The organism is Paenibacillus albicereus (assembly GCF_012676905.1).
Lineage (GTDB): Bacteria > Bacillota > Bacilli > Paenibacillales > Paenibacillaceae > Paenibacillus_O > Paenibacillus_O albicereus.
The window spans coordinates 1,915,202-1,935,234 of sequence record NZ_CP051428.1 but is presented as its reverse complement, the minus strand read 5'-3'; the positions used below and the strand labels follow the sequence as shown (position 1 = coordinate 1,935,234).

The following is a 20,033-nucleotide window of genomic DNA, read 5'->3' as shown; positions in this document are numbered from 1 at the left end:
CGCGAGAAGGAGCGCGCTGCCGGGCTGGTTCCCGTTGTTCAGGCCGGCCTCAGCCTGCCCGCCTCCAGCACGAGCACCCGGTCGCAGTAGGGAAGCACCCGCTCGTCATGCGTCACCACGACCCCCGCCTTGCGCTGCGCCTTGACCTCTGCTTGCAGCATCTCCATGATGTCCGCTCCGCGCGGCGCATCCAGGCTCGCCGTCGGCTCGTCGGCGAGAACGACCTCCGGCCGGTTCATCCATGCCCGGGCGATCGCCGCCCGCTGCTTCTCCCCTCCCGACAGCCGCTCCGGGTACGCCCGGCGCCGGCCGCCGAGGCCGAGCCGCTCCAGCAGCTCCCGCGAGCGCGCCGCCGCTTCCGTCCGCGGCATCCCGGCCAGCTTGGCGACGAGCAGCAGCTGCTCCTCCACCTTCAAGTACGGAATCAGATTCGCCGATTGAAAGATGAAGCCGAGCTTGACTAGCCGCAGCTCCGCGAGCCGAGCCGCATCCATGCCGGACAGCGGCTGCCCGTCGACGCGCACCTCGCCCCCGTCCGGCGACAGCAGCGCCCCCGCGATCGACAGGAACGTGCTCTTGCCGGAGCCGGAGGGCCCGGTCACGGCGACGAGCTCGCCCTCTCCCACCTCCAGCGACAGCCCGTCCAGAATGGTTCTATCTTTCTCCCCGTCCTTGAACGCATGCGTGACCCCGTCCAGAACAAGCTTAGCCCCGATCTTCTTCATGCCGCAGACCTCCCGATCGCTTCCAGCGCGTCCGCGCGGGCGACTTTGATGACCGATAGGAGCGAGCCGGCAGCCGACGTCGCGAGGAACAAGGCGCAGGTCGCGAGCAGCGTCGACTCGTCCAGCCGGAACGGCAGCGCGTCCGGCAGCACGGCGCGGAAGCCCGCGATCAGCAGCAGGCTTGCGGCCAGGCTCGCCGCCGCGATCAGCAGCACCTGTCCCGCGACGCTGCGCGCCAGATAGCCGGTGCGGGCGCCGATCGCCTTGAGGATGCCGAACTGGCCCAGCTTCTGCAGCGTCATGACATAAAAGAATACCGCCAGCACGAATGCCGAGATGACGTAGAGGAACGCGATCATCATCGTCAAGGAGCCTTGCTCGGCCGAATAGCCGGGGATCGCCTCGATCACCTGCTGCTTGCTCAAAAGCACTGCGTCCGGCATCTCGGCCGCGATCGCCTCCAGCCGCTCCCGATCGCCCTGCAGGGCGATCGCGTTGAACGCCGGCTCGCCGCCCTCTGCGCCTGTGCCCCCGCGAGCGGACTGCGCCAGCTGCTCCCATTCGGCCGGGCTGACGAACAGCGCCGGCGTGTGGCTGAACGATTGTTCTTCGGTGAAGCCGATAATTTTCCAGCTGCGTCCGCTGGACGCATCGGTCATCACGCCGCCGATCCGCGCTCCCGCATCCTTCAGCTTGGCGTCGGCAACGGCCAGGCCCGTATCGTCCGGTCCGAGCGGCGCGCCCTCCGCGACCGGCGGAGCCAGCCAGCCGTCCGGGTCGACGGCGAGCACCGCCGCGTCGGCCTTGCCGCCCCCATCGACCGCGACCGTAGCCATCCGTACGCCGAGCGCCTCGGCATGTCCCGCCCCGGCCAGCTCGCCGATCCGCTCCGTGCGCGCCGCGTCCAGCTCCGACCGCGCCAGCCGATGCTCGGCATCGGCCGACAGCACGAATCCGTCCGCCGGCATGTGGACGACCGAGGACGCGTTCGCGTAGCTCAGTCCTCGGGCCAGCCCCGTCACGAACAGCACGAGAAACGACACCAGGATCAGAATCGCCGCCATCAGCGCATAGCGCAGCTTCGCATGCCTCATCTCCCGAAGCGCCAAAAACATCCTTCATCGCCTCCTTGTCTCTATGCCTTCAGCTTAGGGACGGCGTATGAACGGAGCGTGAACCGGCGGTTACATCGGATGCGGACTGTTCTACAGGCTGGCCGTCTTTCCGCCCTCCACCTTCACAGGCTCGCCATCCGCGCTGAACCAGACGCAGGTGGCGGCAGGATTATGCACGAGCTTGCGGTCGACGGAAAAGCGCAGCGCCTTCAGCGCCTGCATATAGGCGAGAATCTCGCTCATCGTGGCATGCCAGATGGATGGCTCGCCTTGCAGCAGTGCGCCGACCTGATCCATCAAGCTCCAATTGCCGTCGCTTTCGAATTCGAAGCTATGGCCCCAGACCAGCAGCAGCTCCATCCGTTCGCGGTAGGGCTGCGACCGCAGAAACCGCTCGGCCGCTTCCACCATTCCTTTGTGATGACAGGTCGGATGCCAGCGCAGCGGATCGGCGGGCAGCTCGAAGCCGCCGTGGCTCCGGATGGTGCGGGCATACTCGATGCCGAGCGCGGGCAGCAGCGCCGCGACCCGGTCGTCGTACGTGCCGAACGGATAGCTCATGCCGCGCACCGGATAGCCGGCAAGCCCTTCGAGCGTCTGGCGGTCCGCCATGATCTCGTGGACAATCTGATCGTCCGGAGACTGCTCCAGAAACGGATGGCTGACCGTGTGGGCGGATACTTCATGCCCCTTGTACAGGCCCGCGACCTCATCCGCGCGGACATGCCCTTCCCTCCCGAGGACGCCGGAATTCAAATGGAACGTCCCCTTCAACCCATATCGGTTCATCATCGCCACGAGCCGGCGGTCGCAGTCCCTTCCATCATCGAAGCTGAACGCCGCCGCTTTGCGCCGTCCGCCCGGAAAGCGGTCGAGCTTGATCGTTGCTGTCGCCATGAGCTTTCCACCTCTCCCTGTTCTAGCCGTTCCCTGCCGTAGAAGCCTTCCGGGAGCTCCCTCCCGGCGCCTGGTTTCCTCGCGTAAAAAAAGAAGCCCCGTCGTTTCAACGGAGCTTCCATGGACCCGTTCCGCTCTGGCCGAGCGCAATCCTTTACGGCCCTTGCAGACGCAGCTCTCCGAAGGCGGACGTATTCGTCCAGTTGTCGGCCGTTCCCGCCCACACCGTCTGGCTCTGCCGGCCGTTGCCGTCATCCTCGTCGTTGTTGGCCACGTCGAAGCCGATCGTCATCCCGGCCGTCGGCGTCACACCGAGCGAGCTCCACGGAATCGCCAGCTCCACGCTGTAGCCGGCGGTCGTCGCGGACCAGGCATGGAGCACGCCGCTCGTCAGGCTGCGGGCCTCGAACAGCGAGCTGTCGTTCCAGCCCTTGATGAACTGCCGGTCGAATGCGTCATAGACGACGCCTTGATTACGATTGCCGTCGATGTAGATCTCGACGGAATCGTCGGCGTACGGCTCCGACGAGTTGTTGAACAGCTGGCTGTCGACGACGCTCGCCGCGACATAGAGGTAATCGTCGTCCCATAGCGCGCCGAAACTCGTCGTATTGTTCGCCGTTCCGCTCACGGCCTTGCCGGCCTGCTTGGACAACGACCATGCCGGTTCGTTCCAGGATCCGTCGATCGCAATCGCGGAGGTCGCCTTGCCCGCCTCGATGATCGTATACGAGGCATCCAGAGCGACGTTGACCGTGTTGCTGGCCGCGGACAGGTTGTGCTCCGCATCCCGGGCCTTGACGCTGAACGCATAGCTTGCGCCCGGCGTCAGGCCCGTGACCGTATAGGTCGTCGAGGTTGCTGTCGCCACTACATTGGCGCCATCGTAAATCTCGTATCCGGTGACGCCTACATTGTCCGTCGACGCGGTCCAGGACAGCGCCGCCGTCCGGTCGGTATGCGACGGCGAGACCAGATGCTGCGGCGCCGTCGGCGGCTGCGCATCCCCGACCGTGCCGGAGGAGAGCACCAGGCTGCCGAAGGCGGACGTATTCCTCCAGTTGTCGTTCGTGCCCGCCCACATCTGCTGGCTTTGCCGGCCGCTGCCGGTGTCCGTGTCATTGCCTGCAACGTCGAAGCCGATCGTCATGCCGGCGGTCGGCGCTATGCCGAGCGCGCTCCAAGGGATGGCCAGCTCCACGCTGTAGCCGCCCGGACGGGCGGCCCATCCATGGAGCACGCCGCTGGTCCGCCCGCCCTGCTCCCACAGCGAGCTGTCGTTCCAGCCCTTGACATATTGGCGGTCCTTGCTGTCATAGGCCGAGCCTTTATTATGGTCGCCGTCGATATAGAGCTCGACGGAATCGTCGTAATAGGGCAGGGCGGCGGCGTTGTGCAGCGTGCCGTCGATGACGTCGACTCCGACATACAGGTACTGGTCATCCCAGAGCGCGCCGAATCGCGTCGTATTGTTCGGGGACCCGATGATCGCTTGCTTCGCCTGTTTCGACATGGACCATAGATTCTCGTTCAACGCCCCGTCGACCGTGACGGCGGACAGCGTCTTTTTCGCTTGCAGCAGGTACGGCTCCGTCGTGACGGCAAGCGGGGCGCTGGCTGCGGACAGGTTGCCTGCGGCATCCTTCGCCTTGACGGTAAAGGCGTAAGCCGTATCCGCGGCAAGTCCGGTCACGGCCAGCGAGGTCGAAGCCGTCGTTCCGGCAAGCACGCCGCCTTTATATACCTCGTACTGAGTGACCCCGACATTGTCCGTCGACGCTTGCCAGGACAACTCGACCGTCGTCTCTTCCTTGGCTGCGAGCGTCACGTTGCCCGGCGCGGTCGGCGGCGCGAAGTCGCGGTCGTGAACCACCTTGACATTGTCGAACTCGACGCCCGTCTTGAAGGCGTAGAGGCCGATCTTGCCCGCGGCATGGCTGCCGTCCACGACCGACAATTCCTTGAACCCGTTCACATAGAAGTCCAGCGTACGGTTGTTCAAGACGGCCGTGAAGACGTAGCCGACGTTCGTGGCCATCGGGAAGCTCTTCTGCGCGAGAATCGTGACCGTCCCGTTCACCGACTTGCCGATCTGCAGCTTGCCGGCCTTGATGCGGAAGTAGTAGAAGTTGTTCGGGTCTTGGTAGCGCGCCGTGATGCCTGCGGCCAAGTCGATGTCGTTCTGCGTCAGCTTGATGTTCGTCTCCACGCTGTAGTCGGCATGCGTGCTGGCATCCACCGTGCTGAACGCATTCACCGTCGTCCAGGCCGATTGCCTGTACACTTTGGAGCCTCCTGAATTGACGACAGCCCACGTTCCGTTCGCAGCGGTCCAGCCGTCTGCCGCTCCGTCCTGGAAGTCGTCGCTGAAAGCCGGCGTGCCCGGGCCGGGCGCGGTCGAGGCGGAGAGCGCGCCGCTTGGCGACGACAAGGCTCCCGCGCTGTCGAAGGATCGGACGGTCAGCGAGTAGGTCCGGTCCGGCAGCAGTCCGTTCAGCGTATAGGCCGTGCCGGTCGTGGAGCCGACCAGCGTCGTGCCGCTGTAGACGTTGTAGCCGGCCACTCCGGACAGATTGGACGGCGGACTCCAGCTCAGGCCAAGGCTCGTCATGGTCGCCGACGTTGCCGCGACATTCGTCGGCGCGGCTGGCGGCGGCGCCGTCGTCACGCTGAGCGCGGCGCTCGCAGCCGAGAGATTGCCCGCGCCGTCCTTCGCTTTCACGGTGAACGAGTAGGCGGTGCTCGGCGTCAGTCCGCGCACGACGAAGGAAGTGCTCGACGGGGACGTGGTGGAACCTGCGAACACGCCTCCGTTATAGACGTTGTAGCCCGCGACGCCCGTATTGTCGGTCGAAGCGGTCCAGGACAAGCTTGCGGTCGTAGCCGTCTGGGAAGGCGAAGCGACGTTCGTCGGCGCCGTCGGCGCTTCGGCATCGCTTCCTTCGCTCGCCAGCGTGTCCCCATAATACACGCCGGTGCCGTTCGTGCCGATATAGACGCGGCCCCACTTCTGCCGGTCGCCTTCCATCGTATTCGCCTCATCTCCGATCGCCGGATCGAGCACGTCGATCTTCACCCACGTGGCGCCGAAGTCGTCGGAGCGGAATATTCCCGTCTCCTGGTCGACCTTGCCATAGACGAATACCGTCGGGTAAGGAGAACCGAGCCGGTTTTTGCCGAAGGCGAACAATTTCGCCTGCTGCACACCCGCCACTTGCGTCCAGCTGTCGCCGCCGTTGCTCGAACGGGCGAGACCGCCCGAATCCAAGCTGACCCACACCTCGCCCGCGATGCCGGGGGCTGCCTTCACGCTGAAGAACGCCAGATTCGCGGTCGACGACGGCAGGATCGACGCTTGCGACCAATTCGCCCCGCCATCGGTGCTGCGAAGGAATCTGCCCGTCGCGCGTTCCAGCAGATAGAAGGTATCGCTGCTGACTCTGTCGGAGGCAAGCGGCTGGTACCAGACCCAGAAGTCATGGATCAAGCCGGACGGCGCGCCCGCGCTCGGCGTCCACGTCAATCCCCGATTGGTAGAGTAGAGCGGGCTGCCGTATTGCGGCACCCAGACCATCGTCTCGCTGCCTGCCGACACGGCGATGCGGCCTGCGATGCCGGGAGGGTTCGGGAACGCCGTCCAAGTCGCGCCGTTGTCGGTGCTGTAGCCGCCGCCGCCCGAGTTCTGATAGCGGGTGGAGCCGACCCGGGCGACGAAATTCGGATTGCTCTCCTGAAAGTCGATGGAGACGGTATCGCCTAAAGTCGGACCGCCGAACTTGGCGCTTGGGAATGCCGAGAGCGACGTATGGCGCATGCCGTCGACATCGGCATGCCCGCTCAGCAGCGGAGCGCCGATCGGCGTGCTGCGAAGCGCGAAGTTGACCACTTCCTCATGGCCTTCCTCGTACGAATACCAGTGGGATGGACTGGCCGTTATATCGTCCGTGCGCCAGATGCCGAAGAAGTCGGTCAGCCAGACTCGGTTCGGCTGCACGGGATCGATCGTCAAGCTCGCCGTGTTGGCCGCGAACCAGTTCGACGTCCACCATGGAACATCCGGATGCTTGGCGAACGCGACCTGCGTCCAGTTCCCTCCGCCATCCGCAGATCGGTAGATCGGCGCGGGGAAATTCGTTCCCGTCGCGATCGCCGTCATGATGACGTTCGGATTGCCGGGATCCACCGTCATTCCGTTGTATTTCCCCGCCGACGGCGGCGTGATGTCGGTCCACGCGCCGCCGGCGAACTTGGCGACGCCCGTCTCGTGGCTGACGTACAGCGTGCCGTTCGTCGCCACGACCGCTCGGTTCGGCTTCAGCGGGCTGCCGTTCATCTGGGCCCATGACGCGCCTCCGTCCGTGCTGCGGTACACGCCTCCGTCCTCGACGCCGACGTAGATCGTCTGGGTCGGACTGCCCGAGGCGCCCGTGGTTTTGTCGTACACGACGAAATTCAATCCGAACGGCGAGGTGCCGACGGCCGGAAAGGCGGCGACCCGCTGCCAAGAGCCCGTGCTGGCGCCGGACGTGCTTCTCCACAGCCCTTCCGTTCGGGTTCCCATGTAGATGATCTGCCCGTTGTTGGGATCGACCGCGAGCCGCTCGCCTGCATCGCGTCCGGTCCCGTTGCCGAAATTCGGAGGCGAGAATCCGGTCTGCGTCCAGCTCTCTCCTCGATCCGTCGACTTCAAGATGTCCGACAGCGAGCCCGGCCAATTGAACTTGCCCGCAGCGGCATAGACGATATCGGGATTCGACGGGTCGATCGCTATGCTGTCGATGCCGTACAGGTTGTACTTCTCTCTGGGCAGCTCGCTCAAGAGCTGCACCCATTTCTTGTTCGTTTCATCCCATCGGTAAGCGCCGCCGACGTCCGTGCGGACGTAGACCAGGTTCGGCTCCGTCGGATGAATGGCCATGCCGGTGACGAAGCCTCCGCCGCCGATGCGCACGTTCTGCCACTCGTATCCCTCTTGCGGAGCGGCATAGGCGGCTGCCGGGCCCCACCCGCATGCCGCGATCAGCACCAGACAGGCGAGGAAGCCGCTCAGCTTCCGTCTCCATGAACCCATTTGAATCTCCATCCTTCATCCCTCCTAGACTCGATACATGCTCGCGCACGACCAGAGCGTTCCGCATCGTGCCGGTTCTCTCCTCCGCCGCTTCGCAGGGCAGCCGACCACCCCCTCTATGAGCTGCTCCTTTCCCTGAATTCCAGCGGCGTCATGCCGAAATGGCTTTTGAACACCTTGCTGAAATAATGGGTCGTCAAATATCCGGTCTTCGTGGCGATCTCATAAATCTTATCGTTTCCGTCCTGAAGCAGCCTTGCCGCCAGCGCCATCCGCTGCTTCAGCACGTAATCGCCCACAGTCATCCCGGTTCCCGTTTTGTAGGCTTTGGAGAGATAGGCGGGATGCAGCTTGACATGATCGGCGATCGCCTGCAGCGTCAAATCCTTGGCGATGTTGTCCTCGATGAAATGATCGATGCGTTTGATGAGCCGCTTCCGGGAGTCCTTCGTCTTGCGCTCTGCATCCTCCGCGAGCCTGGCAAACGAAAGATAGACCGCGTCCCGCAGCTGCTTGTAGGTCGGAACCGCAAAAGCGCCCTCCTTCCATCCGTAGGGTCCGCCGCCCATCATCTCGCCGAGCTGCCTTCCGTTCTTATGCGCGATGTAATGGAACGAGCCCATCGCAGAGAAGAAGACTTCCTGGGCGTACTCGGGGGACTCTGTCCACTTTTCCGCGAGCTCCGCGAAGATCTCGTCCAGCTTGCGGGCCGCCCTCTCCCAGCTGCCTGTCTCCAGCAAATGGAGGAGCAGCGGCGGCTGATAGGGGACCCGAAGGCCGCCTGCTATCGGCTGGTCGAGGTCGTCCCGAGCGGTGACGAAAAAGCCGGATTCGTCTCCGATCTGCCGCCGGATGGCGGAAAGGCAGCTTTGATGCATGCGGGAGAGCTGCTCGGGAAACGCCTCGAATCGTTCGGAAACGGCGATCGATACGCTCCGCTTCAGATAGGCGCCTGCGCTTCGATGGAGGCTCGCCGCCAGCTTTTCGACTTGCCGCCATTGCGCCTCGTCCGCCTCTTCTTCCTTCTTCGGTTTCAGGAGGAAGACCAGATGATCGTAGGCATCCTTGCCGTGCCAGAGATGATAGCGGTCCCCGAACAGCTCCGCGGCCATGTTGGCCACGGCGAACTCCATCAGCGACAGCTCGTAATCATCGAAGCCTTCGAAGCCGTCCTCCAGCCGAATCAGGAACATGCCGGTCCGATCGCCGATTCGGAACGGGAGATCAAGCCTGCGCATCCGGCCGGCGATCACCGGCTGCGGGTACCGTCTGTCCTGCAGCAGATGGTTCAGCAGCTCGCCTTTGAGCAGCGACATATGCTCGCGAAACGCATGCTCCGCCTGCCGATAGGAGGCGACCTCCTCCCATTCCGCATGAAGCTCGGCCACGACGCCGGCCAGCGTACGGATCAGCTCCTCCGTTTCGACGGGCTTGAGCAGATAATGCGATGATTGCAGCTGGATGGCTTGCTGGGCGTAGTCGAAATCCGCGTGGCCGGAAATGAAGATGCATTTCGTCTTGCCGGAGCTTTCCCGAATGCTTTGCAGCAGCTCCAAGCCGCTCATGCCGGGCATGCGGATATCCGTGATGACGATGTCGACGGTGCAGGACTGGACAATCTCCAGCGCTTCCATGCCCGAATAGGCTTTATAGACCTCGCCGATGCCGAGATTTTCGAATGGAATCGTGGAGACCATGCTCTCCACCTGATCCGGATAATCGTCTACGATCAGCACATGAAACATGATGTCCTCCCTCTCCGCAGCCTTTTCGGGCGAATGCCGGCCGCTTACATGATGCGGATCGCGACGCGGAGCCCGCCGAGCGGCGAAGGCTCCAGGCTCAGGTCCGACCCCGCTCCGAACTGATGGACGAGCCGCTGCCGGATGTTCCATAGCCCGCAGCCCATGTCCTCCTCGATCATCTTCTGGAGCTTGGCGCTCAGCAGCATCAGGCGATCCGGATCGAGTCCCGCGCCGTTGTCGTCCACGATAATTTCCGTCATCCCGTCCTTCCTCGCCCCCGTGATGCGGATCCGCCCCGTCCCGGGCTTGCGCTCGATGCCGTGCACGATCGCGTTCTCCACGATCGGCTGGAGCAGCAGCCGGGGAAGCGTCATGGACAGCAGCTCGTCCGGCATGTCGATCTCGTAGTGAAGCCGGTGCATCTTCATGGCATGGATATCCAGATAGTTGCGGATGAGGTCGAGCTCTTCGCCCAAGCTGCCCGTCTGGTTGTCCACCCTCGTCGTGTAGCGGTAATACTTGCTCAGGCGCTGCGTGACGGCAATGATGGCCTCCTTGTTCTCCAGCTGGGCCATGCTTTGGATGAACGCGAAGCTGTTGTAGAGGAAATGAGGGTTGATCTGCGATTGGAGCTGCTTCAGCGTCGCCTCCCGAACCCGAAGCTTTTCCGAGAAAACGCTTTCAATTAGTTGCTGGATCTCTTCGATCATGTGGTTGAACTGGTCGAACAAGTACTGAAATTCATTGTTCGTCTTGGCCGAGACTCGGGCGGAGTAGTCGCCCCGCTTGAGCTTCCTCACGCTGAGGACGAGCTCGCGGATCGGCATCTGCACGTTGCGGTACAGCAGAGCGGCAGCCAGCAGGCTGAGCGCGAGCAGCAGCCCGGTAGAGGCGTAGAACAGATTCCGGCTGTCCGTGATCGGCTGGAGCATTTCGTCGAGGGGAGCGTAGTCGACGAGATGCCAGCCCAGCGCATTCGACTTCTGGTAGGTCAACAGGTACGGCTTTCCGTCGATGTCGACTTCGGCATGGCCGGACGAATCGAGCTGAAGCGCATGCAGCTTCTCGACGACCTGTCCGAGCAGCACGCGATCATAAGCGGTCCCTGCGATCGGATCGTAATCCGGATGATAGAGGATCGGATTGCCGCTGCTGCCTTGACGCAGCTGGTCCAGCATGCTCGAGATGTTGTCCGCCGAGAAGGCGACCTCCACGATCAGATTCGCCTTGTTCAAGTCCAGCTTCTTCATGTACGGCTCCGTCAGATAGCGGATGAAGTGATCTCCTTCTCCATGGTCGGTCGCGATGCGCCGATAGGTCCACGTCTGGGTCTGATCGGACTGCAATTCATGAACGTCGTAGCTAAGGGATGAATTGGTCGTAATCGTCTGGCCCGTGCCCGGCGCGAAAATCGTCAGCTCGTTGTTCCAGCCGAACGTATTACTTTGCAGGTCGGCCTTGGCCGCGATCAATTCCTTGGTGACGAGGACGTCGTACGAGGCGTTGCGGATCGATTTGAACATGAGCTTCGCCGCGTCCGGATCGCTGCCGAGATTGAACGCGGCCTTCCACAGCTGGTCCGCCGTCGCATCCAGCTGTCCGATGAAGAACGAAAGCCGGCTGCCGTTCGATTGGTTGATTTCCCGTTCGATGACCTCGGTGCTGACCTGATGGGAATAGCTGTACAGCAGCACGATCGGCACGAGCAGCAGGCACAGCAGGATCAGCATCTTCTTGAATATGCTCAGGTTGAACGGCACGTCTCGCATCCCCTCGTTTTATCCGTCTTGTTTGTTTATGTTAGCCTTTGACGGAACCGAGGACAATGCCCTTGACGAAGTACTTCTGCAGGAACGGATACACCGCGAGAATGGGCAGAGCGCCGATGAAGATTTGGGATGCTTTGACGGTACGGCTGGAAATGTTCGCGACGTCTTCCGCCTGGATGCCGGCCTCCTGGAAGTTCTCCTTGCCGATGACGGACTGCAGGAACGTCGCGAGCGGATAATCCTTCGGATTCTTCAAATAGATCATCCCGTCGAACCAGGAATTCCAATGCGCCACCATCTCGAACAGGCTGATCGTCGCGATGCCCGCCATCGACACCGGCAGATAGACGCGGAACAAGGTGGTGAAATGCCCCGCTCCGTCGATCAAGGCCGCTTCCTCCAGCTCGATCGGAACCGTGCGGAAAAAATTAAGCATCAGGATGAGCAGATAGGCGCTTGCTGCGCCCGGGATGACCAGCGCCCAAATCGTATTGAGCAGCCCGGTCTCCTTCACGACCAGGTAGGTCGGAATCATGCCTCCGCCAAACAGCATCGGGACGACGAAGAACCAGGCATAAACGCTGCGTCCCGCGAATTTCCGGTCGGATTTGGACAGCGCGTAGGCGGCCAGCATCAAGATGACGATGGAAATGCCTGTGCCCAGCACGGTCCGCCCGATGCCGTTGGCCAAGGCGCGGAGAAAATGGGTGTTCGCGAGCGTCTGCCCATACGCGTCCAGCGTAAAGCCGATCGGCCAAAAATTGACGATATTGGCCGTCGCGGCCGCCCTGGAGCTGAGCGAGACGGCGAATACATGCGCCACCGGCAGCACGCACAGCAAGCCCAATGCGGCAAGCGCAACCGCGTTGCAGATCGAGAACAGCTTATAGGATGGGGATCGATGCCGCATGTCGCCACACCTCCTTAGAAAATCCGATAATCGGCCAGCTTGTAAAGAATGCGGTAGCAGGCCACGATCAACGTGAAGCCGATGACCGATTTGAACAATCCGACCGCCGTGCCGAAGCTGAATTGGCCTCCCTCGAGTCCGACCCGGTAGACGAAGGTATCGATAATGTCCCCGGTCTCGTATACGAGCGGATTGTACAGATTGTAGATTTGATCGAAGCCCGCGTTCATGATCCTGCCGAGCGCGAGCGTGGCCACGACGATGAGGATGGGCGTAATGGCCGGCAGGGTGATATGGAGCGTCTGTTTCCACCGGTTCGCTCCGTCGATCTCCGCCGCCTCGTACAGATTCGGGTTGACCGCAGCCAGCGCGGACAGGAAGATGATCGCGGCGAAGCCGAATTCCTTCCACACGTCGGTGACGACCACCGTCGCCCGGAACCAGTCGTTGCTGCCCAGGAAAAAGATCGGCTGCGCGCCGAACAGGCCGATCAGCCGGTTGACGATGCCTCCCTGGACGGCAAGCACGTCCACGAAGATTCCGCCCAAGATGACCCATGACAGGAAATGAGGCATGTAGACGAGCGTCTGAATCGTCTTCTTGAACGCCGTCTTGGCTACTTCGTTGAGCAGCAGCGCGAACAGGACCGGCACGATGACGCCGAAAATCTGCTTGCTGAACGCGATGACCAGCGTGTTCCAGATGACTTGCTTGCTGTCGGGAAATGTGAACAAGTATTCGAAGTGGTCCCATCCGACCCATGGCGAGTCCCAGATGCCTACCCAAGGCTTGTAGTCCTTGAAGGCGATGACCGCGCCAAGCATCGGAACATAGTGGTAAATGAGCGTAATCAGGAATGCGGGGAGCAGCAGAAGGTGGAGCGGCCAGGTTCTCTTCCAATAGGAAGCGAGTTTGCTTGTCTCGTTCATTCTCTTCACTCTTCTCCTATAGGCCGAAGGGGCGGTCGGAGCATGCAGCCCGCCGGCTCCTATGCCCCTCGGTCCGTGTTACTTTTTCTTCGTGCTCTCGTACCATTCGTTCGCATCGGCGATGACCTGATCGCCGCCGCTGGCTTTCCATTCCTGGACGAATTCATCGAAGTAGTCTACCGGCTTTTCCCCGTAGATGATCTTCAGGTACGTCTCCGATTCCAGCTTGTTCAGCAGCGCCCCTTTCGACTGCATCGTCTCGCTAGGCGCTCCCTGGAAGGCGTTGAACCTGTCGGCCGCAGACTGCGTCTGGCGCACGTTGCCGGCTTCCAATTGCGGTTTCGTCAAGCTCTTCACCCGCTCTTCCGCGGAGTTGGCGGCCGGCGCATTCGGATCGGCGGCGAACTTCGAATATCCGGGATCGCCCAGATAGGGCACGGTCGGCGTGAATGCGCCATGCAAGGCGTACAGCGCATATTTCATTTCCATCGACTTGCCGCTGGCCAGCGGCCACTTGTCCTGCGGGACGCCGCTCTCTTCGAAGCCATTCTTGACGATCTTGCCGTCGTGCTTCACGTAATCGTAGCCCTCGAAGAACCCGACGTCGAAGGCCGGATCATAATACGGATCCGCAGGGCCGAATTGACGCGCATACATTTTGTTCAAGTAAGCGAACCAGGCGTCGATATGCTCGAAATCCTTGCTGAAGACGAGGGAGCCGCCCGTCAAGTTCACGACCCGCCCGACTTTGCCGGCCGGACCGGCTGGAATCGGGTAAGCCTTCCATGCCGCGGCTGGATTCGCCTTCAACGTATCCTCCAGCGGCCATTGCCCCATCCAGTTCGGCCCGAACACGACTCCGGCCGTGCCTTTCGCCGCCGGCTCGACCGCCTTCATGGCATCCTTGACGCCGGCTTCGGGATCGATATACCCGTTCTTCTTCCATCTGGCCATCGTCTCCAGGAACGGCTTGGCGGACGGATCGACGGCGCTGTAGACCAGCTTTCCATCCGCGTCCGGATTCCAGAACTGCGTAATCGAGCGGAATTCCGGCGCCATATAGTCGCTGTAGGCCCCGAAGATCGGGTCCGCGCTGGCCATCCACGTATACATGCCGTCCTTCAGCGATACGGCAAGTCCGAACGTATCCGCTTTGCCGTTGCCGTCCGGATCCTGCTTCGTGAAGGCTTCCAGCAGCTTCTCCAGCTCCTCGATCGTCGTCGGGGCCTTTGCGCCGAGCTTCTGCAGCCAGTCCTCGCGGACCCACATGACGCCGCCCTCGTCCGCCGACAGGAAACGCGGAATGCCGTAGATGACGCCATCGCGCGTGACCGGCTCGAATGCCTGCGGGAACTTGGCGAACAGCTGCTTCAAATTCGGCGAGGCATACTTCTCGATCGCGTCGTTCAAGGGGAGCAGCTTGCCGGCATCGATCAGATCGGCCGCGAACGATCCCGTGAAGACATCGGGCAGCTTCTCGTCGCTGGCGAGGAGCAGGCGAAGCTTCGTATCGAAGTCTGCCTGCTTGCCGACGATGAAGTCGAACTTGACCTCGATGCCCATCTGATCGCTCATCCACTTCGTAAACACATTGTTTTCGATCGTTTCGCCAGGCTTGAACGCATTGTCCAGCTGTTCCTGCACGATCGCCGTCGTAATCGTCACCGGCGGATCGAACTTGATTTTGGCCTGCTGCGCGTGATCGACCGGTTTCACTTCTTCCGCTGCAGGCGATACGGTTTCCGGCGTCTTGTTTCGCGCATCTCCGCCTCCGCTCGGCTTGTTGTCCGACGAGCATGCAGCCAGCGAAGCCGAGAAGGCCAGAATAATCGCCATGGAACCAAGAAAGCGCTTCCCTATCTGGTTCAACTTCCACTCCCCCTTGAACGTTCTTGTGGACTTTCTGTTCTCATTCTACTTCCGCGGATGAGGAGTGGGACACACAACTCTTTTAAGGAATGCATCAAAAAACGAGTCTGCCCCGCGAAATCCGATCAACCTGAAAAGCCCCGATCGAGCCTGGTCGCGATGGACGGCCCTGATCGAGGCGGATGAACGGGGATTCGACGGCGAAAGCCGCTTCAAGCCTCGCGCGCGATCATCCGTCTGCGCGAGGAGCCACGGCGCACGACTCCCTCTCCAGGAGCGTAGCCGAGAGGAGGATCTGCTTCGGCTCCTCTTCCGGGTCGGCGATCAACTCGATCATCCGTTGGAAGGCGAGGCGTCCGAGCGCTCTCATATCCTGCTTCAAGACGGTGAGCGGCGGGCGCTGCAGGGCAGCGGACGGAAAATCGTCATAGACGAGCAAGGAGACGTCCTCGGGGACTCGAATTCCTTGCCGATGCAGCGCTTGCAGCAAGGACAGGCCAAGATGCGGCGCGATGGCGAAAAAAGCGGTGTAGCCTTGCGCGAGCATGCGCGAGAACGTCGCTTCCCCCTCTTTCCCCTCCGAGACATCGTACACGCGTTCATTCATTTCCGCGAGCAGCTTGCGGTCGCCGGAGAAGAACCCGTGAATGCGCTCCTCCATCCAGGCGGAGGCGGATTCAGGCGCCGCTACGGCCAGCTCCGAATGGCCCAGACGACGCAAATAGTCGGAAGCGGCCCTACCCGCGCCGTAATGGTCGGTCGACACCTCGTTCAGTTTGAGCGTGGACGAGCCCGATACCTGGCGTTTGCCGATGAACACGATCGGAAAGCGCATGGCGAGCAGCTTCTCGAATCCATAGAGCGGCGAGGTCATGCTGATGACGATCACGCCGTCGACTCCCGAGCGCATCACGTGATCGGTCCAGTCCGTCCGTTCCCCGTCCATCTGACGCGAAAAGCCGAGCAAGACGACGTTGTAGCCGAGCTGCAGCGCTTCGTGGCCGATGCCCATGAGCGTGTCGCTGAAAAAATCCTCCAGCGGATTCGTCAGCCCGCCGTAGAACAGCACGCCGAGGGACTGGCTCCGCGCGCGGCTCAAGCCTTGCGCCATCCGGTTCGGAATGTAGCCGAGCTGTTTGGCGATCGCCGCAACTTTGTCGCGCGTCTCGGCTGAAACGCGCTTGTCCCCGGCAAGAGCCAGCGAGACCGTCGCTTTGGAAACCTGCGCGAGCTTGGCGATATCTTTCAGTGTCGGCAAGCGAATCCCCCTCTTCCGGTTTTGTATCCATTCATTGTAAGGGACAGCAGAGCCGGCTCGCAATGCGGAATAGGAAAGGATTGACTTTTGCGAAACCCTGCATTAGCATCTCTTCTAAACCGGTTTAATAAATGTTTAACTCACATCATCAGAAGGGAAGAGACGGTAATGAAAACTGAATTCCCGCAAGCCGCTTTCACGATTCCCGCCCAGACGCTGCCCCTGTCGCATGCTCCCGACGTCGTCGTCGCCGGCGGCGGCGCCGCCGGCGTCGCGGCCGCGATCGCCGCTGCGCGGAGCGGCGCGCGAACGCTGCTGATCGAGCAGCGCGGCTATTTAGGCGGCATGGCCACCGCTGCGCTCGTTCCTTCTTTCTGTCCGTTCACGGACGGCGAGAAGCCCGTCATTCGCGGCATCGGGCTTGAGTTGATGGAGAAGATGAAGCTCGCATCCGGAGAATCCTTCCTTCGCGCGTACAAAGAGCAGCTCGATTGGGTGCCGATCGACGCGGAGGCGCTGAAGCGCGTGTATGACGAAGAAGTGCTGGCGAGCGGCGCGGAGCTGCTGTTCCATACGTTCGTGGATCAGGTGCTGACGGACGAAGGCCGGATTGCGGGCATCGTCGTCAGCAACAAGAGCGGACGGTCGGTCGTGCAGGCGAGCGCATACGTCGACGCGACGGGCGACGCGGATCTGGCCGCGCTGGCCGGCGTGCCGTTCCAGCTCGGCGGGGAAGCGGGCGAGCTTCAGCCCGGCACGATGTGCTTCCTGGTCTGCCATGCCGACAAGTCTCGATTCCTGCGCTTCCTGGACGATACCGGACAGAGCGCCGGGCTCGAAAAGACGCTGGCGGAAGCGCAGCGAAGCGGGGATTTGCCGGAAGGGCGCAAGCGGATTTCGGGCATTTCGTGGCTGTCGGAATCCGTGGCCGGATTTAATTTCGGCCATATCTTCGGCATTGACGGCACCAAGGCGGAGGATCTGACGCGTGCGGCGATCGAAGGACGCAGGCTGATCGAGCGGCAGCTCGTTTTCCTGCAGAAGCATGTGCGGGGCTTCGAGCAGGCGCAGCTCGTCCATTCGGGGGATCAGATCGGCATCCGCGAAACGAGGCGCATCCAGGGCGACTATACGTTGAGGATCGAGGATTTCCTATCCATGCGCTCGTTCGAGGACGACATCGCCCGCAATTCGTATTACATCGATCTCCATCTAGCCCATGCTTCCGGTACGATGGCGATTAAATATTTGCCTAAAGGCAAGTCGCATGGAGTTCCCTACCGCTGCCTGCTGCCGGCGGGCCGATCGAATCTGATCGTCGCAGGCCGTTCCGTCTCCTCCGACCGCCCGGTCCAAGGCTCGCTGCGCGTCATGCCGAACTGCTTTGCCATGGGTCAGGCGGCAGGCACGGCCGCGGCCATGTCGGCCGCAGCCGGCGTCGGCTTCCGAGGCATCCGCGTACCGGAGCTGCAGCGCAGGCTGATCGAGCAAGGAGCGTGGCTAGGCGAGCATCCGGGACAAGCGGACTTGGGCATCGTGACGGAAGGGACGACGGTCTACGACGAGGAAGCATGAGGAGCGACGGCATGCCGGAACAGCCTGCGAGGCCGTCCGTCGTTATGGAGCATGATGAAAGAGAGGAGCAGACGATGACGCTGGAGTGGCATTCGCCTCTTGCACCGCCTTTTCACATCGCCGGATTCGCCTGGTTCGACGAAGAGAAGCTGTACCGGAGGCTGCCGAGGACGCCTTCGCATCCGATCCCGCCGATGGTCGACCAGCTGGCGAACCATACGGCGGGCGGGCAGATCCGCTTTCAGACGAACTCGGCGAGCTTGTCCGTCAACGTCCGGTTGAGCGGCGTCGCCAACATGAACCATATGCCGGCAACGGGTCAATGCGCATTCGACTGCTATATCGGCGGCCCCGGAGAGCAGCGCTATTACGGGACGACCGTGTACGACCGCTCCAAGCGGGACTACGAGGTCCAGGTATGCGAGAACCTCGACGGCCGCCTTCGTTCCATCACGTTGTACTTCCCGCTTTATATGGGGATCGAGGACGTGCAGATCGGGCTGGAGCCTGGCGCGGACGTCCTCCCTCCCTTGCCTTATGCCAGCGACCGGAGAATCCTCCTATACGGCACCTCCATCACGCAAGGCGGCTGCGCGTCCCGGCCCGGGATGGCCTACTCCAACATCGTCAGCCGCGCCATCAACGCGGAGCTGTGCAATCTCGGCTTCTCCGGCAGCGGAAAGGGCGAAGCCGCAGTCGCCGAGGTCATCAGCGGCATCGCCAATCCCGGCCTGCTCGTGCTCGATTATGAAGCCAACTGCGACAGCTCCGACTCTCTCCGCGCCACGCTGCCGGAGTTCATTCGGATTTTTCGCCGCCGCCATCCGGATGTGCCGATTTGGATCGTTTCGCAGATTCGGTTCGCGAAGGAGCATTTCCAGCCGGAGCTGCTCGCGCTCCGGCTGGATCGCCAAGCGATTCAGCGTGCCGTCGTGGACGCCTGCCGGGCGGGCGGCGATCCCAACGTCTTTTTCTGCGACGGCGGCGAGCTGCTGGGCGAAGATTATCACGACTGCACCGTGGACGGCATCCATCCGACCGACTTCGGCTTTCAGCGGATGGCGGAGAGGCTCGCGGCCGTCATTCGCGGATCTTTCCTGGGACCGCGAGGCGAAAGCTCCATCCCGCCGCGTCGGAGGATCGAATGATAAAAAAAAAGCGTTCCCCTAGGGGAACGCTTTTTTCCGGCGCGCCGGACTATTCGACGACGAGAACCGCCTTCATGTCCGTGTGTCCGATGCCGCACATGACGGAGCAGTGCATCTCGTAGCGGCCGGGCTTGTCGAAGGTCACTTCCTGCTCCATCGTATCGCCCTGCAGGTCGATGCCGAGCTCCTCGATGCCGACGCCGTGGATGCCGCTCTTGTTATGCAGCACCATCTTGTACTTCTGGCCAGCCTTGACGACGTACTCTTCCTTGTCGAAGACGAAGTCGTTGGAGGCGGTCACCTTGAGCAGCTCCACGCCCTCCGGCAGATCCGCCGTCTCATCCTTGGGACCCTCCGGCAGGCCGAGCGTGAGCATGTAGATGCCGAGGCCAGTGGCGATGACGAGCAGAATTGACATAATCCATTTCATGAGGTTCTTGCTCCCCTTTGTGCATTGATGATGATCCAGTTTTGTCCATAACTACTGATACTATACCGAATAAGGGGGGGCGTTCACAAGCTTTAACCGTTTCCATGCGGACACGGAAGGCAAGAATTTGACAATTCATTGAACAAATCGTGTCGATCACTCGTCTTTTCGGCGGAAGATTTCGATCGCCGATTTGAGCTTTTCCGGCATCGGCAGTCCGATTCGCCCGCAGTTTTCCACGATGGACAGCAGTTCGTTGCCGATGTAGAAATAGATCGCCGCGCTCATGACCGCGCTTCCGCCGCCAAGCAGCTCGTCGATGCGATGCGCGATCAGGATGATGAGCAGCGTCAGGCCTTTGCGGGCGAGCCCCCAGGAGCCGACGATGCTGCTGAGCCCCCGCCTTTCCTTGATCGAAGCGGATATGCCGGTGATATAATCGACCGCCATGCAGACGAGCAGCAGCGTCAGCGACTCGTGCCAGATGCCGAAGGCAAAGCTGACGATCGAGCCGATGACGGCGGCGAGCGGCACGGCCAATCCGTCTTTCATGGCGCATTCCTCCTCTATCTCTGGGGATAGGACAGGATAT

14 protein-coding genes are annotated in these 20,033 nt (G+C 61.9%); 2 read left to right on the top strand and 12 right to left on the bottom strand.

Translation table 11 applies throughout. The annotated features are described in order from the left end of the window. Nucleotides 1-38: 38 nt before the first annotated feature. The 10 genes from HGI30_RS08295 to HGI30_RS08250 all read right to left on the bottom strand — a co-directional run bounded on the left by HGI30_RS08295 (nucleotide 39) and on the right by HGI30_RS08250 (nucleotide 16,288). Entirely contained in the window at nucleotides 39-725 is a 687-nt protein-coding gene (locus HGI30_RS08295) for an ABC transporter ATP-binding protein (RefSeq protein ID WP_168907198.1), read from the bottom strand. After that, nucleotides 722-1,840 carry an FtsX-like permease family protein gene (locus HGI30_RS08290; protein ID WP_168907197.1) on the bottom strand — a complete coding sequence of 373 codons (1,119 nt, stop codon included), beginning with the start codon at nucleotides 1,838-1,840 and terminating at the stop codon, nucleotides 722-724. Before HGI30_RS08290 ends, HGI30_RS08295 begins: the two co-directional genes overlap by 4 nt. Before the next feature lie 90 nt (nucleotides 1,841-1,930). Continuing rightward, nucleotides 1,931-2,737, bottom strand: a complete 807-nt coding sequence (locus tag HGI30_RS08285) for a polysaccharide deacetylase family protein (RefSeq protein ID WP_168907196.1) — start codon at nucleotides 2,735-2,737, stop codon at nucleotides 1,931-1,933. A 154-nt stretch (nucleotides 2,738-2,891) separates the two neighbouring features. Continuing rightward, on the bottom strand, nucleotides 2,892-7,820 hold the full coding sequence (locus HGI30_RS08280) for a sugar-binding protein (RefSeq protein WP_168907195.1): 4,929 nt from the start codon (nucleotides 7,818-7,820) through the stop codon (nucleotides 2,892-2,894). A 104-nt stretch (nucleotides 7,821-7,924) separates the two neighbouring features. After that, entirely contained in the window at nucleotides 7,925-9,553 is a 1,629-nt protein-coding gene (locus tag HGI30_RS08275) for a response regulator transcription factor (RefSeq protein WP_168907194.1), read from the bottom strand. Between the two features lie 44 nt (nucleotides 9,554-9,597). After that, nucleotides 9,598-11,313: a sensor histidine kinase gene (locus HGI30_RS08270; RefSeq protein ID WP_168907193.1), complete on the bottom strand. Its 1,716-nt coding sequence runs from the start codon at nucleotides 11,311-11,313 to the stop codon at nucleotides 9,598-9,600. 40 nt (nucleotides 11,314-11,353) lie between these two features. Next, nucleotides 11,354-12,232, bottom strand: a complete 879-nt coding sequence (locus tag HGI30_RS08265; RefSeq protein ID WP_168907192.1) for a carbohydrate ABC transporter permease — start codon at nucleotides 12,230-12,232, stop codon at nucleotides 11,354-11,356. 14 nt (nucleotides 12,233-12,246) lie between these two features. After that, a complete protein-coding gene (locus tag HGI30_RS08260; RefSeq protein WP_168907191.1) occupies nucleotides 12,247-13,161 on the bottom strand; it encodes an ABC transporter permease in 915 nt (304 codons plus the stop codon). 78 nt (nucleotides 13,162-13,239) lie between these two features. After that, nucleotides 13,240-15,030, bottom strand: a complete 1,791-nt coding sequence (locus tag HGI30_RS08255; RefSeq protein ID WP_168907190.1) for an extracellular solute-binding protein — start codon at nucleotides 15,028-15,030, stop codon at nucleotides 13,240-13,242. A 229-nt stretch (nucleotides 15,031-15,259) separates the two neighbouring features. After that, nucleotides 15,260-16,288 carry a LacI family DNA-binding transcriptional regulator gene (locus HGI30_RS08250; protein ID WP_168907189.1) on the bottom strand — a complete coding sequence of 343 codons (1,029 nt, stop codon included), beginning with the start codon at nucleotides 16,286-16,288 and terminating at the stop codon, nucleotides 15,260-15,262. A gap of 168 nt (nucleotides 16,289-16,456) precedes the next feature. Here HGI30_RS08250 and HGI30_RS08245 point away from each other — a divergent pair, with 168 nt between their 5' ends. Further along, a complete protein-coding gene (locus HGI30_RS08245; RefSeq protein WP_168907188.1) occupies nucleotides 16,457-17,863 on the top strand; it encodes an FAD-dependent oxidoreductase in 1,407 nt (468 codons plus the stop codon). Between the two features lie 11 nt (nucleotides 17,864-17,874). Then, complete coding sequence (locus tag HGI30_RS08240) at nucleotides 17,875-19,011, top strand: SGNH/GDSL hydrolase family protein (RefSeq protein WP_235680366.1); 1,137 nt, start codon at nucleotides 17,875-17,877, stop codon at nucleotides 19,009-19,011. A gap of 49 nt (nucleotides 19,012-19,060) precedes the next feature. On the opposite strand, the gene HGI30_RS08235 is transcribed toward HGI30_RS08240, so the two are convergent. Together HGI30_RS08235 and HGI30_RS08230 are read right to left on the bottom strand one after the other, a co-directional pair. Further along, a complete protein-coding gene (locus tag HGI30_RS08235; protein ID WP_168907186.1) occupies nucleotides 19,061-19,441 on the bottom strand; it encodes a cupredoxin domain-containing protein in 381 nt (126 codons plus the stop codon). 156 nt (nucleotides 19,442-19,597) lie between these two features. Further along, nucleotides 19,598-19,993, bottom strand: coding sequence for a phage holin family protein (locus HGI30_RS08230; RefSeq protein WP_168907185.1), 396 nt, complete (start codon nucleotides 19,991-19,993; stop codon nucleotides 19,598-19,600). Nucleotides 19,994-20,033: the final 40 nt, after the last annotated feature.

Coding starts and splice junctions, on each gene's coding strand:
- HGI30_RS08265 (WP_168907192.1), bottom strand. CDS start 12,232: ATGCGGCATCGATCCCCATCCTATAAGCTGTTCTCGATCTGCAACGCG.
- HGI30_RS08230 (WP_168907185.1), bottom strand. CDS start 19,993: ATGAAAGACGGATTGGCCGTGCCGCTCGCCGCCGTCATCGGCTCGATC.
- HGI30_RS08260 (WP_168907191.1), bottom strand. CDS start 13,161: ATGAACGAGACAAGCAAACTCGCTTCCTATTGGAAGAGAACCTGGCCG.
- HGI30_RS08285 (WP_168907196.1), bottom strand. CDS start 2,737: ATGGCGACAGCAACGATCAAGCTCGACCGCTTTCCGGGCGGACGGCGC.
- HGI30_RS08235 (WP_168907186.1), bottom strand. CDS start 19,441: ATGAAATGGATTATGTCAATTCTGCTCGTCATCGCCACTGGCCTCGGC.
- HGI30_RS08295 (WP_168907198.1), bottom strand. CDS start 725: ATGAAGAAGATCGGGGCTAAGCTTGTTCTGGACGGGGTCACGCATGCG.
- HGI30_RS08275 (WP_168907194.1), bottom strand. CDS start 9,553: ATGTTTCATGTGCTGATCGTAGACGATTATCCGGATCAGGTGGAGAGC.
- HGI30_RS08240 (WP_235680366.1), top strand. CDS start 17,875: ATGCCGGAACAGCCTGCGAGGCCGTCCGTCGTTATGGAGCATGATGAA.
- HGI30_RS08245 (WP_168907188.1), top strand. CDS start 16,457: ATGAAAACTGAATTCCCGCAAGCCGCTTTCACGATTCCCGCCCAGACG.
- HGI30_RS08280 (WP_168907195.1), bottom strand. CDS start 7,820: ATGGAGATTCAAATGGGTTCATGGAGACGGAAGCTGAGCGGCTTCCTC.
- HGI30_RS08290 (WP_168907197.1), bottom strand. CDS start 1,840: ATGTTTTTGGCGCTTCGGGAGATGAGGCATGCGAAGCTGCGCTATGCG.